This is a genomic window from Achromobacter sp., assembly GCF_032113835.1.
Taxonomy (GTDB): Bacteria; Pseudomonadota; Gammaproteobacteria; order Burkholderiales; family Burkholderiaceae_B; genus Achromobacter.
In genome coordinates this window covers 1-11,639 of record NZ_DAMCTG010000123.1, presented here as the reverse complement: position 1 = coordinate 11,639, position 11,639 = coordinate 1, and the positions used below count along the sequence as shown (strand labels likewise).

At 64.1% G+C, this 11,639-nt stretch carries 14 protein-coding genes; 6 read left to right on the top strand and 8 right to left on the bottom strand.

Annotation, left to right across the window (positions count from 1 at the left end; genetic code table 11):
- Nucleotides 1–61 precede the first annotated feature (61 nt).
- Nucleotides 62–799, bottom strand: a complete 738-nt coding sequence (locus tag RT697_RS25445; RefSeq protein WP_313702435.1) for an anti-sigma factor — start codon at nucleotides 797–799, stop codon at nucleotides 62–64.
- Entirely contained in the window at nucleotides 796–1,311 is a 516-nt protein-coding gene (locus RT697_RS25440) for a sigma-70 family RNA polymerase sigma factor (protein WP_313702437.1), read from the bottom strand. Before RT697_RS25440 ends, RT697_RS25445 begins: the two co-directional genes overlap by 4 nt.
- 388 nt (nucleotides 1,312–1,699) lie before the next feature.
- On the opposite strand from RT697_RS25440, the gene RT697_RS25435 reads away from it, so the two are divergent.
- Both RT697_RS25435 and RT697_RS25430 read left to right on the top strand, forming a co-directional pair.
- A complete protein-coding gene (locus RT697_RS25435; RefSeq protein WP_313702436.1) occupies nucleotides 1,700–2,734 on the top strand; it encodes a catalase family peroxidase in 1,035 nt (344 codons plus the stop codon).
- A complete protein-coding gene (locus tag RT697_RS25430; protein ID WP_313702434.1) occupies nucleotides 2,731–3,291 on the top strand; it encodes a cytochrome b in 561 nt (186 codons plus the stop codon). Before RT697_RS25435 ends, RT697_RS25430 begins: the two co-directional genes overlap by 4 nt.
- 201 nt (nucleotides 3,292–3,492) lie before the next feature.
- On the opposite strand, the gene RT697_RS25425 is transcribed toward RT697_RS25430, so the two are convergent.
- The 3 genes from RT697_RS25425 to RT697_RS25415 all read right to left on the bottom strand — a co-directional run bounded on the left by RT697_RS25425 (nucleotide 3,493) and on the right by RT697_RS25415 (nucleotide 4,771).
- Nucleotides 3,493–3,828 (bottom strand): hypothetical protein, encoded by a 336-nt coding sequence (locus RT697_RS25425; RefSeq protein WP_313702433.1) that lies wholly within the window; start codon nucleotides 3,826–3,828, stop codon nucleotides 3,493–3,495.
- 130 nt (nucleotides 3,829–3,958) lie between these two features.
- Complete coding sequence (locus RT697_RS25420; protein ID WP_313702432.1) at nucleotides 3,959–4,360, bottom strand: hypothetical protein; 402 nt, start codon at nucleotides 4,358–4,360, stop codon at nucleotides 3,959–3,961.
- Nucleotides 4,361–4,396: 36 nt separating this feature from the next.
- The gene (locus RT697_RS25415) at nucleotides 4,397–4,771 is read right to left on the bottom strand and encodes a glutaredoxin (RefSeq protein WP_313702431.1); all 375 of its coding nucleotides are present in this window, start codon (nucleotides 4,769–4,771) and stop codon (nucleotides 4,397–4,399) included.
- A gap of 218 nt (nucleotides 4,772–4,989) precedes the next feature.
- Here RT697_RS25415 and RT697_RS25410 point away from each other — a divergent pair, with 218 nt between their 5' ends.
- The 4 genes from RT697_RS25410 (at nucleotide 4,990) to RT697_RS25395 (ending at nucleotide 7,552) form a co-directional block, all read left to right on the top strand.
- A complete protein-coding gene (locus RT697_RS25410) occupies nucleotides 4,990–6,066 on the top strand; it encodes a hypothetical protein (protein WP_313702430.1) in 1,077 nt (358 codons plus the stop codon).
- Between the two features lie 78 nt (nucleotides 6,067–6,144).
- Nucleotides 6,145–6,573 (top strand): VOC family protein, encoded by a 429-nt coding sequence (locus RT697_RS25405; protein WP_313702429.1) that lies wholly within the window; start codon nucleotides 6,145–6,147, stop codon nucleotides 6,571–6,573.
- 393 nt (nucleotides 6,574–6,966) lie between these two features.
- Nucleotides 6,967–7,287: a transcriptional regulator gene (locus RT697_RS25400; RefSeq protein WP_313702428.1), complete on the top strand. Its 321-nt coding sequence runs from the start codon at nucleotides 6,967–6,969 to the stop codon at nucleotides 7,285–7,287.
- The gene (locus tag RT697_RS25395; RefSeq protein ID WP_180099801.1) at nucleotides 7,271–7,552 is read left to right on the top strand and encodes a BrnA antitoxin family protein; all 282 of its coding nucleotides are present in this window, start codon (nucleotides 7,271–7,273) and stop codon (nucleotides 7,550–7,552) included. Before RT697_RS25400 ends, RT697_RS25395 begins: the two co-directional genes overlap by 17 nt.
- Nucleotides 7,553–7,611: 59 nt before the next feature.
- On the opposite strand, the gene RT697_RS25390 is transcribed toward RT697_RS25395, so the two are convergent.
- The 3 genes from RT697_RS25390 to RT697_RS25380 form a co-directional block, all read right to left on the bottom strand.
- Nucleotides 7,612–8,847 carry an MFS transporter gene (locus RT697_RS25390; RefSeq protein WP_313702427.1) on the bottom strand — a complete coding sequence of 412 codons (1,236 nt, stop codon included), beginning with the start codon at nucleotides 8,845–8,847 and terminating at the stop codon, nucleotides 7,612–7,614.
- A 134-nt stretch (nucleotides 8,848–8,981) separates the two neighbouring features.
- Nucleotides 8,982–11,006 (bottom strand): acetyl/propionyl/methylcrotonyl-CoA carboxylase subunit alpha, encoded by a 2,025-nt coding sequence (locus RT697_RS25385; RefSeq protein ID WP_313702426.1) that lies wholly within the window; start codon nucleotides 11,004–11,006, stop codon nucleotides 8,982–8,984.
- A gap of 73 nt (nucleotides 11,007–11,079) precedes the next feature.
- On the bottom strand, nucleotides 11,080–11,639 hold a 560-nt coding region (locus tag RT697_RS25380; RefSeq protein WP_313702425.1), incomplete at its 5' end, for a carboxyl transferase domain-containing protein.

Below are 11,639 nucleotides of genomic sequence, written 5' to 3'. Positions count from 1 at the left end.
GGCGCGGGGATAACAACTTTTAAAACGCCTCGCCCACAAAAATACGGACAGGCTCCCAGCATCACGATTCACCTATCTGCGCTGGCTGACCGCGTACATCCCCCGCCGTCACCAACGCATAGTTGTACCCCTGCCCCGACCAATACCGCGCCACCAACTCTCCATCCCTCCGGCTCCCCTGCGCCAGAAACTGCCCCCCCGGCCCCGGCGGTCGAATATAAAACGTAGCGCGCTGCCCCGCGTTCTCATAGATAACAATCGCCGCCGGCCCCTGGTCAGTAGCCAACAATCGCGCACCAACCGGCCTAAACCCGCTATCGCTCAAATTAGGCAACCGCTCCGCATGCGCAAAATACGCATCCAACCACCCCTGCAAATCCCCAGCTTCGGCCCGCACATCCGGCTGCGGCGCATCCGCAGACGCAAACAACCGATAAGCCTGCATCGCATCCTGCATCGGCAGCACCCGATTCGCCAAGGCCGTATCGCGAGCACTCCATCCCGTGACGCCGCCAATCGCCACCGCCACAACCAAACTAGCCGCCATCGCCATCCGCCGCCGTGTGCGAACGCGTAGCCCCGCACGCACCGCAGCAGGATCCAACGCAGGATTACCCGGCAAACCATCCCCGCCAGCCCCTTCCCGCAGCCGCTGTGCATCCCGTCGCCACGCCTCCAGCTCCTGCGCCTCATCAGGATGCGCCCGCAAATACGCCTGCAGCTCCAGCAATTGCGACGGATCCAACTGCCCGTCCACATACGCATTACGCGTCAGGTCATCGATAGAGCGTTCTTTCATTTCAATATCCTCAGACGAGCCTCGCCGGCCTGTCCCTCATGCAATTCACGCAGGGCGCTCCGCGCGCGGGACAGGCGCGACATGACGGTGCCCAGCGGTACGTCTAAAACATCGGCGACGGCCTTGTAGCTCATGCCTTCCACGCTGACGAGCCACAGCAGCGTGCGCTGCGCCTCGGGCAGGCGTTCGAAGACATCCAGGGAAGATCGCGCGATGACCTCGCGCTCGGCCGACGGCGCGGCGGCGTCGGAGCCGGCAAACCATGACAGCAGCCGCGTGTAGCGGCGCGAGCGGCGTTGGGAGTCCAGGAATTGGCGGTACAGGATGGTGAAGAGCCACGCGCGCACGTCGCCTTGCGGACGGCGGCCGCGCCAGCGGGTGAGCGCTCGTTCCAAGGTGGATTGCACCAGGTCATCGGCCGCGACCGCATCGCGCGTGAGGCGCAGCGCAAAACGCCGCAGGCGCGGCAGTAGTTGGCGCAGCACGGCGTCGGAGAGCTCTTCCGCTGGCATCTCGTCGTCGGTGGATGCCGGCGCGTCGGGCGGCACGCGGACCGGTTGAATCATGGCGGGTTCCTGGGACAGGCCTGCGCAACCAGCTTACAGGTCAATCCAGTAAGACGCCGCTCCGGCGGGTTTATTCCATGACGGAATAACTTTTTTCGCACGGCGTCCTACAGGGGTATTCATCGCCCCATGGGCAAGGAGCCTTATGCAACAAGGATCTGACCGCAACGGCCCGTCGCCGGGTCAAACGCCACCGGGAAGCCAGCCGCCGGGCCGCCAGCCGCCGAATCGTCAAACGACGGGTGCGCGGCAACAAGACGGCCAGCTCCCGGAAGACCGGCCCCAGAAGCTCCGGCCGCTCGCCACCCCGCAAACCCTTCTTCGCCTCACCGCAATTGGCGCAATCGTGCTGGCCTCCGGCGCCGCGTTCGCCTACGTCGGCGGCTGGCTCGACCCTCAGCGCCTGACCCCCGACCGCGTGGTGAACGCCCTGGAAGCCAACAGCGGCGTCCACGAGGGCTTCCGCCGCAACCACGCCAAAGGCGTCTGTGTGATCGGCCGCTTTGAAAGCAGCGGCGCCGCGCACGAGTTATCCACCGCTGCAGTGTTCGAGCCGGGCAGCACGCCCGTGGTGGGACGGCTGGCGCTGCCCGGCGGCAATCCTTACGCGCCGGACTCCAGCGTCCCGATCCGTAGCTTTGCCTTGATGTTCACGTCGGCCAATGGCGAACAGTGGCGTACCGGCATGAACAGCATGCCGGTGTTTCCGCTGTCGACGCCGCAGGCGTTCTACGACCAGCAGCTTGCCGGTCGGCCCGATCCCAAGACGGGCAAGCCCGATCCGCAGCGCATGCAGGCCTTCTTCGCGGCGCATCCTGAAGCGGCGGCGTTCCTTGCGTGGGCCAAGACCGCCAAGCCTTCGGCCAGCTACGCCACCGAAGGCTATTACGGCCTGAACGCTTTCTACCTGATCGATGGGAACGGAAAGCGCCAGCCGGTGCGCTGGCAGTTGGCACCATTGGATGCGGCGGCGGCGCCTGTGGCGCAGCCGGGACACGATGCCGACTATCTGCAAGGTGACCTGCAACAGCGCCTGACCCAAGGGCCGTTGCGCTGGCGTCTGCTGCTCACCTTGGGCCAACCCGGCGATTCCACTAGTGATGCAACCCGACAGTGGCCGGCAGACCGGCCGACTGTCGACGCCGGCACCGTGGTGATAACCAGCAGCGCCCCGCAAAGCGATGGTCCCTGTCGCGATGTGAACTACGACCCGACGGTGTTGCCGCAAGGCATTGCTGTTTCCGACGATCCGCTGCTGGCGGCGCGATCCGCGGCCTATGCGGCCTCTTATGAACGCCGCACGGGCGAAGGGCCGCCTCAAGCCGCCGCTGCGTCATCCCATTCGACCCAACCGGAGCGCGCCCAATGATCCCGTCGCCTACTCAAACCCGCAGGCCGCCCGCCACGTTCAGCCTCTTCGCACGCGTGCTGCATTGGTCGATGGCGGCCGGCATACTCGCGATGCTGTTCATCGGTGTGGGCATGGTGGCGTCGGTGTCCGAGCGGCATCAGTGGCTGGTGCAGATCCATAAGCCGTTGGGCTTGGCGCTGTTGGCGCTGGTGTGCATTCGGCTGGCCAGGCGCGTGTTCAAGGGCGCGCCTGCGTTGCCCGCGGATCTACCGGCCTGGCAACGTCATGCGGCGCTGGCTTCGCACGTTTTGCTGTACGCGCTGATGTTCGCGATGCCGCTGATCGGCTGGGCGATGCTGTCGGCGGGGGGTTATCCCGTCGTGGCGGGCGGATGGCAGTTGCCGTCCATTGCGCCTGCGGATGCGGCGCTGTTCAGTTGGCTGCGGGGTGCGCATCGCTATCTGGCCTTCCTGCTGTTCGCCACGGTGCTGCTGCATCTGGCCGCGGCGTTGTTTCATGGCTGGGTGCGGCGGGATGGCGTGCTGGAATCGATGACGCGGGGGAGTCCGGGGTAGGCGCCGCCGAAAATCTCTCGTCCCGTTGATTTCTGGCGTGGCGGGTTGGCTAAGCGCGGCGCTTGCGGCGCGTTATTTTGGTGTCGATGCCGCCGGCTTTCGCAACGGCATCGGCGCTGTCCGCTGCAGTCAGAGAGTGAGCCTTGGATGTCGGTATGACGTGAGCGGGGCCGACTGCGCCGGCCAACAACGATATGCGAATTACTTCGGGCTTTTCGGCCTTCTCGGCGAGCCGCCGGTGTAATCCGTGTCTTGGCCGCCGAGGATGTTGCTCCGGCTTGATGCGCTAGTTCCGTCGCTGTAGCGGGTATCAAGACCGCCAAGGATGTTGCTGCGGCTCGATGATGTCCTGCCATCGCTGTATGTGGTGTCAAAGCCGCCGAGGATATTAGAGCGGCTCCAAGACCGGGTGCCGTCGTCATAGGTGCAGTCCTGACCGCCAAGAATATTCTCTCTGCAGCTTTCCGCCTGCGCCGCGGCCGCCATCAGCATGCTGCTGAACGCCATCGCAACAATCAGAGTTCCCTTCCGGCTCATCCCATTTCTCCTTGATGAAGCGCCAACGTGGCGGCTGTCTGGCGAGGATTATGTGACGCACCTACCCGGCCCGGGTTTCAACCGATTTCGCCTTGATGCGGATATGTTGCGCTGCGTTTCGGAGCAACCTTCAATTCGGCTTCCAGGTCACCCCATCCTTTGTCCGATACTCCGGCGTTCCCGTGCAGCACCCTCCTGCCCCAAGCGCCTGCCGCCCGATGAACGCCGTCACGGTGCCCTTTTTTTCCGTCAGCGATTGACTCAAGCATGACGTCGGCAAGGGATAGAAATCGCCTTCCAGCACCAACGTCCAGCTTACGTTCTCCCCTTCGGCAGGATCGACCCGATACACCTTGCAGTTGTGCGCAAGCAGATGAATAGGCTTTCCCGCGAGCACGCCCTTGAACTGATGTTCAGCCGGCGCTTCACGCGTGGCGATGGTTTCGGCGGTGAGCTTCGACCCAGCCGGCGGTGGCGGCAGCGAGGGTTCGCATGCGGCAAGCAGGCTGGTCGCGCATAGCGTAATGGTCATCCGAGTCACGGCAGGCATCATGATCGCGCGGGTCAATCAGGCGACGTTGGCAAACCGCTTTTCCAGGTACGCGATGATGTCGTTGGACTCGTACATCCAGCGCGTGCCGTCGGCGTCTTCGATGCGCAAGCAAGGCACCTTCACCTTGCCGCCGCCCGCCTGCAATGCGGCGCGCGCTTCGGGGTCGTTCTTGGCATCCTTCAGCGTGATCGGCACATTGATCCGATGCATGGCGCGGCGCGTCTTCACGCAGAATGGGCAGGCCTGGAATTGATACAGCGAGAGCGCGGCCGCGTCGGCGTTGACGGCGGCCTGGCCTTGCGGCGAGCGCTTCTGCGGACGCGGACGGGTCAGTGCGTCGCCCAGGACAATGATTTGACCCAGGCCGACACGCAGGGCTTTGACGAGCATGAATGAGGACTCGGAATGGTGAGAGAGGCTGTCAGTCTACTCTGTGCGGCGGGGGCGGCGCTTGCGTGATGCGGTTTGGCAGCGGGCGCGGCTTGGCACATTGCATGAACGCTCACCGCGATATCATGCCCTGGCGCTCTCGCCCAGGCCCTGTTCAGCCGGATGGTTGGCAGGCGTCGATTTGCCCAATATCTAAACCCTTAGAGGAACCAAGACCGATGACGCTGTCTCGCCGCGTGCTTGCCGTTGTGTGTGTATCTGCGCTGTTTGCCCCGTTCGCCGTGTTGGCACAGTCGCCTACGGACAAAGCGCTACAGGCCGAAGCGACAGCCATGAGGGAGCGGCATCGCGCGAACACCGACAAGCTGTTCGACCAGGCCCGCGAGGACATGGCGTTGGTGGTGATCCCAACCGTCAATTTCGATGCGCAGCGGCAGCGCGATTTTGATGATGCGGCTACGCGGGACCGATTCACCCGCCAGAGCAGCACGCTCATGCATTGGCAGCATCTGACCGAAAAGGGATACGCGATGACGGTGGGTCAAGGCAAGCACAAGTTCGATACCGCCGATCTCGGGCCGCTGTTCCAGACGACGCACGGTGCGGTCGCATACCAGGTGATTCCCGTGTGGCCCGGAGAATACCGGCTCAATCGCATTACCTATCACCAGCCGCGCACGGCGTTGCCGGATACGGATGCGCGCGCGAAATCGATGGATTATCTGAAAGACCTTGGCATGGCGACGCTGAAGGAGACGGCAGATGTCGATTTCAAGAAGACGGGGCCCTGGACGCCGTTGTCGCCCAGCGAGGATATGCTGGGCTCAGGCTGCGAGGTCACGTTGCGCTTTGGGAACGGCTGCGATGAGGCTGCCCGGGAGTATCGCTGGGTGGAAGAGGCCAAGCGCGCCGTCCCGGAACGCGCGGCAGAGATGGTGCCCGTTGCCGGCGTCAATACGGAATTGCTGTTTACGCCGTTGGCCACGATCACGCTGAAAGCGGGTGATGTGGTGCTGATGGATGGGTTCAAGATGCCGGATGATCAGCCGGTCATGGTCAAGGATTCGTGCGGGGTGTTGGCCCGGGAATGGGTGTGTTTGCTGGAGTCGATGACGCTGGAGCGTCTGCCCGCCAGCATTGAGGATTTTCGGAAGGCGCGTAGTGCTGCCAGCTTTCAACTGCCGAAGCTGGATGCTGCGCTGCAGGGGCTGGTTTATCGGGAACCTAAGTATTATTTCGAACCGGCGGCTGGGGCGGCGAATCGGTTTGATATGAGCAAGGAAAGCTGGAAGTAACGCCGGTCGCAGTTGGCGGGGCTTCCATGGCCGCTGGAGTCAAAGGCGATGCGATGGCCCGAATAAAAAGGAGAGACGATGGAAGATAAATCGTACCGAGCACGCATGGTCCCTGAGCTGATGGTTAGGGACCTCGCGCGTAGTCGGCAATTCTGGATCGACTTGTGCGGCTTCGAGGTCGTCTATCAGCGCGAAGAGGAGGGGTTTGTTTTCCTTGATCGCGAGGGCGCTCAGTTCATGCTCGAAGAGGTCCGCGGCGACGACGGCTGGATCACGGCACCGCTTGAAGCACCGTTGGGTCGTGGTGTGAATTTCGAGATCAAGGTGCAGTCGATCGACGCACTGTGCAGGACGTTGCGGGATGCCGGTTGGCCGTTGTACCGGGAGCCCGAGGAGCGATGGTACAGAAGCGGGGCAGTCGAGATTGGCGTGCAGCAGTTCTTGGTGCAAGACCCAGATGGCTACCTTTTGCGTTTTTCGGCTTGGATTGAAAATCGCCCGTTGTGAGGCGTAACCCCCCTATTAGGTGCCGCCTCCGCATCTGAGACGGCAAGTGATCAGCCGAAGATTCGCGCATTCAATCGGAAGTTGTCTTTTCGGCGAAAAGACTGCTTTTGCTTCTCTTCGTCTGATTTCAGCTTCCGCACGTGGAACGGCCAGATCAGCTTCGTCACAATAAATCTCCTCGCGAGCAGCGTTGATCTCATCCGAGAAGCTGAGTGTTCGAAAACACGCAGCTCGCACTGCCGCGTTTAAACGGAGGGGCCAGCGAAGTGGAAGGACGAAAACTGCATAGCGTGGTCGGTCGATGGCGCGCGTATCGAACCAAGGTCAAATACGTCGGCTGCGGCCCTTCAGCCAGCTTTGCGCTGTTCAATAAATTGTTAGTACAATTAAATCGTGCTAACCGTTATTGAGACGGGCGAATTTGGTGTTTGGGCGGCTAAGGTGTGGAGTGATTCGGAACGCGAGGCATTCGTTGACTGGATCGCGGAGAATCCTGAAGCGGGGGACGTTGTCCCCGGTTCTGGCGGCTGTAGAAAGGTGAGGTGGTCGCGCGGCGGTATGGGAAAGCGCGGCGGCGCCCGCGTGATCTATTACCTGCGATTGGCCCATGGTGAGGTGGTGCTCTTGATCGTGTACGCCAAAGCCAAATTCGACAATCTTCCTGTCTCGTTCCTAGCCAAACTCAAGGAGAGCTTTGATGGCCAAGAAACCTGATCCCGAGATTGCCGAATTTGAGGCAGCTCTGCTGCGAAGCGCGAAGCAGGCTGCGCAAGGCCAATACGCTCGTGTGCATAAGCCCGACGACATTGTGCGTCGTCGTGGCCGGCCCGTGGGCAGCACCGCTGCAACGCGAAAGTCGGCGACCACCATTCGTCTTGATGAGGAGATCTTGTCAGCTTTCAAGGCGACCGGACAGGGTTGGCAGACGCGGATCAACAACGCTTTGAGAGACTGGTTGAAGACGCATCGATTGACGTGAGAAGCGTGTGTGCACTCGCATGCGATCAGCGTCGACGTCCAGTCAATATGGGCGCTGCCTCAAGTCTGCGCCACCTCATTCCCATTCAACGTCCGAAGCCGCCTCAGCTCCGGAAACCACCGCATCCACAACGCGGCGACCGCAATCGTCCCCACCCCGCCGATCACCACGGCGGGCACTGCGCCAAACAATTGCGCGGTGAGCCCAGATTCAAATTCCCCCAGCTGATTCGACGCGCCGACGAACAAGGTGTTCACGGCGCTGACCCGCCCCAGCATGTGGTCGGGTGTATTCAACTGCACCAGCGATGACCGCACAACGACGCTGACCGCGTCTGCCGCACCCAGCACGACCAGCGCGGCGATCGAGAGCGGTATCGACGTCGACAATCCGAACACCGTGGTCGCGAGGCCGAACACGATCAGCGAGCCGAACAGCAGCCGGCCGACGTTTTCACCGAGGCTCAACCGCGCCAGCGTCAATGACATCAACGCCGCGCCGCAGGCAGGCGCCGCACGCAAAGCACCAAGCGCCCAAGGCCCCGCATTGAGAATGTCCTTCGCAAAGATCGGCAGCAACGCAGTCGCCCCGCCCAGCAGCACCGCAAAGAGATCCAGCGACAACGTGCCCAGCAGCAACCGGCGCTGGAAGATGAACGTAATGCCGCCAAACAGCGTGTGCCACGTGGTGGGTTCTTTACGTGGAGGTGCGCGTTCGATGACGAGGGTCGCAATGGCGATGAAGGCCGTCAGATACAACGCGGCGGCCACGCAGTAGATCCACCCTGCCCCGAGGCTGTATCCAACGCCGCCGAGCGCGGGTCCGGCGATCTGGGCGATCTGGCCGCCGGAGGACGATAGCGCGGTGGCGCGCGGCAGCCATTCGCGGGGGACGACGGCGGGGATGAGCGTGGACAGGGTCGGCGCTTCGAAGGCGCGGGCCGAGCTCATGATGATGATGGTGGCGTAGATGAGCGTCTTGCCGCCGACGCCGTGCAACGCGGCGATGGCGAGCACGAGGGTGGCGAGGGCTTCGAGGGCCATGCAGATGGCGACGATCTTGCGGCGGTCGTAGCGGTCAGCGACGTGGCCGACGACGAGCGTCAGCGCGGCCATCGGGAGGAACTGGGCGAGGCCGATGAGGCCGAGGTCGAGCGCGCTGCCCGACAGTGCGTAGATCTGCCAGCCCACGGCGACGGAGACGATCTGGAACGCCAGCGATGCCGCGACGCGGCCGCAGAGGAAATGCAGGAACGGCGGGCTGGAAAGCGGACTGGGCGTGTCGGCGGCGGACATGGTGGGCGTGGCGCGGGGGGAAGCGCCGATTCTAGGCGAGGGGCGCTGACGGGCAGCTAAACCTGCGCGAGCCGCATAAACAAAACGGCTCCCGGCGATACCGCCGGAAGCCGTCGGGTACGTTCAAACCGCCGTTACTCGATCGAGACGAGTTCGGCGCCTTCCGTCACCTGATCGCCCACTCCATAGAACACTTCCCCCACCGTACCGTCGGCGGTGGCGGAGATCGTGTGTTCCATCTTCATCGCTTCCATCACAAGCAGCGGCTGGCCTTTTTCGACCTTATCGCCCGCCTTGACCGAGATCGAGATGATCTTGCCTGGCATGGGCGCGGCCAGACCCGCGCCGTGGTCGCCTTGCGTGTCCTGCGAGTGCGTCAACGCGTCATACAGCTCCAGGACGTGCGAGCCGTCCTCGCGGAAGACGTAGGCGCGGTCGCCATGCAGGACGACGGTGCCGGCGCTTTCATGGCCTTGCAGCGTGATGCGCAGGCCATAGGCCAGATTGGGATTGGCGCTGGCGTGCGAGCGCCACAGGAAGGGCCGCGCGCCGTCGCCGGTGTCCAGCGTCCACGCGCCGCCCTGACGGGCCACGGTGACATGACGGGCTTCGCCGTTGTCGGTCCATTGCAGTTGACGCCGATACTGGCCGCCCAAGCGCCAGCCGTCGCGCGCGTCCCACGGGTCGGCGGGGCCTTTGCCCGCGCCTTGCGCACCAGGCTGTGCGAGGCCTTGCCGCACCAGTACCGCAGCGGTGGCCAGCGCCAGTGCGTCGGCGTCGGCGGGTTGCGGGTCGGGCAGCAGCGTGGCGCGTTGGCGTTCGATCAGGCCGGTGTCCAGATCAGCGGCCGCAAAGGCGCTGTCCTTCATCAACCGCGCCAGGAACGCGACGTTGGTCTGCACACCGACAGCCTGCGTCTGCGCCAGCGCTTGCAGCATGCGGGCGCGGGCCTGATCGCGGTCGGCGCCGTGCACGATGAGCTTGGCGATCATCGGGTCGTAGAACGGGGTGATGGTGTCGCCCATGCGCACGCCGCCGTCGACGCGGATATCGCCGTTGGCAAATGCGGTGTGCGGCGGCAGGCCCAGGTAGGCGAGCGTGCCGATGGACGGCAGAAAGCCCTTCTCGGGGTTCTCGGCGTAGATGCGGGCTTCGATGGCGTGGCCGTTGATGCGCAGGTCTTCCTGGCGCGCGGGCAGCGGCTGGCCGGCGGCGACGCGCAGTTGCCATTCGACGAGGTCGTGGCCGGTGATCATTTCGGTGACCGGGTGCTCGACCTGCAGGCGCGTGTTCATTTCCATGAAGTAGAAGCGGCCGTCGGGCTCGGCGATGAATTCGACGGTGCCGGCGCCCACGTAGCCAACGGCGCGCGCGGCGGAGACGGCGGCTTCGCCCATGGCGCGGCGGCGTTCTTCGGTCATGCCGGGCGCGGGGGCTTCTTCGATGACCTTCTGGTGGCGGCGCTGCACGGAGCAGTCACGCTCGAAGAGGTACACGCAGTTGCCGTGCGTGTCGGCGAAGACCTGGATTTCGATGTGGCGCGGCTTTTGCAGATAGCGTTCGATCAGCACGCGGTCGTCGCCAAAGCTGGACGCGGCTTCGCGCTGGCACGAGGCCAGTGCGTCGAGGAACGCGCCGGAGGATTCGACGATGCGCATGCCCTTGCCGCCGCCGCCCGCGCTAGCCTTGATGAGGACGGGATAGCCGATGGCGTCGGCCTGCGTCTTGAGGAACTGCGGATCCTGGTTGTCGCCGTGGTAGCCGGGCACGAGCGGCACGCCGGCTTTTTCCATGAGGGTCTTGGCGGCGGACTTGCTGCCCATCGCGGCGATGGCGGAAGCGGGCGGGCCGACGAAGGCGATGCCGGCATCTTGCGCGGCCTGGGCGAAGGCTTCGTTCTCGGACAGGAAGCCGTAGCCGGGGTGGATGGCGCCGGCGCCGGTGTCGCGCGCGGCCTGCAGGATGGCGTCGGCGCGCAGGTAGCTGGCGCGCGGCTCGGAGCCGCCGATGTACACGGCCTGGTCGCAGGCGGCGACGTGGCGCGAGTTGGCGTCCGCGTCGGAGTAGACGGCGACGGTGCGCAGGCCCATGCGGCGGGCGGTGGCGGCGACGCGGCAGGCGATTTCGCCGCGGTTGGCAATCAGCACAGTATCGAACATTGCGTTATCCAAGCTGGAGTGTTCGGAAAGGGCGCGAAGCGCGTAGAAGTGGGGTTCGGCCTATGCGTGCGACCTACATCCGGAAGACACCGAACTTGGTGTCTTCGATGGGTGCGTTCAACGCCGCGGACAACGCCAACCCCAGCACGCGCCGCGTGTCGGCGGGGGCGATGATGCCGTCATCCCACAACCGCGCGGTGGCGTAATACGGATGGCCTTCGCGCTCGTACTGTTCGCGGATCGGGGCCTTGAACGCCGTCTCTTCATCGGCAGACCATTGCCCGCCGCGCGCTTCGATGCCGTCGCGCTTCACCGTCGCCAGCACGCTGGCCGCCTGCTCGCCGCCCATGACCGAGATGCGGGCGTTGGGCCACATGAAGAGCATGCGCGGTGAATACGCGCGGCCGCACATGCCGTAGTTGCCGGCGCCGAACGAGCCGCCGATCAGGACGGTGAACTTGGGCACGTTGGCGGTGGCCACGGCCGTCACCATCTTGGCGCCGTGGCGCGCGATGCCTTCGTTCTCGTATTTGCGGCCAACCATGAAGCCGGTGATGTTCTGCAGGAAGACCAGCGGAATCTTGCGCTGCGCGCACAGTTCGATGAAGTGCGCGCCCTTCTGCGCGGACTCGG

Excerpts from the sequence above, each read along its gene's own strand:
- RT697_RS25445 (WP_313702435.1), bottom strand. The coding sequence starts at position 799 with ATGAAAGAACGCTCTATCGATGACCTGACGCGTAATGCGTATGTGGAC.
- RT697_RS25440 (WP_313702437.1), bottom strand. The coding sequence starts at position 1,311 with ATGCCAGCGGAAGAGCTCTCCGACGCCGTGCTGCGCCAACTACTGCCG.
- RT697_RS25430 (WP_313702434.1), top strand. The coding sequence starts at position 2,731 with ATGATCCCGTCGCCTACTCAAACCCGCAGGCCGCCCGCCACGTTCAGC.
- RT697_RS25425 (WP_313702433.1), bottom strand. The coding sequence starts at position 3,828 with ATGAGCCGGAAGGGAACTCTGATTGTTGCGATGGCGTTCAGCAGCATG.
- RT697_RS25420 (WP_313702432.1), bottom strand. The coding sequence starts at position 4,360 with ATGACCATTACGCTATGCGCGACCAGCCTGCTTGCCGCATGCGAACCC.
- RT697_RS25415 (WP_313702431.1), bottom strand. The coding sequence starts at position 4,771 with ATGCTCGTCAAAGCCCTGCGTGTCGGCCTGGGTCAAATCATTGTCCTG.
- RT697_RS25410 (WP_313702430.1), top strand. The coding sequence starts at position 4,990 with ATGACGCTGTCTCGCCGCGTGCTTGCCGTTGTGTGTGTATCTGCGCTG.
- RT697_RS25405 (WP_313702429.1), top strand. The coding sequence starts at position 6,145 with ATGGAAGATAAATCGTACCGAGCACGCATGGTCCCTGAGCTGATGGTT.
- RT697_RS25395 (WP_180099801.1), top strand. The coding sequence starts at position 7,271 with ATGGCCAAGAAACCTGATCCCGAGATTGCCGAATTTGAGGCAGCTCTG.
- RT697_RS25390 (WP_313702427.1), bottom strand. The coding sequence starts at position 8,847 with ATGTCCGCCGCCGACACGCCCAGTCCGCTTTCCAGCCCGCCGTTCCTG.
- RT697_RS25385 (WP_313702426.1), bottom strand. The coding sequence starts at position 11,006 with ATGTTCGATACTGTGCTGATTGCCAACCGCGGCGAAATCGCCTGCCGC.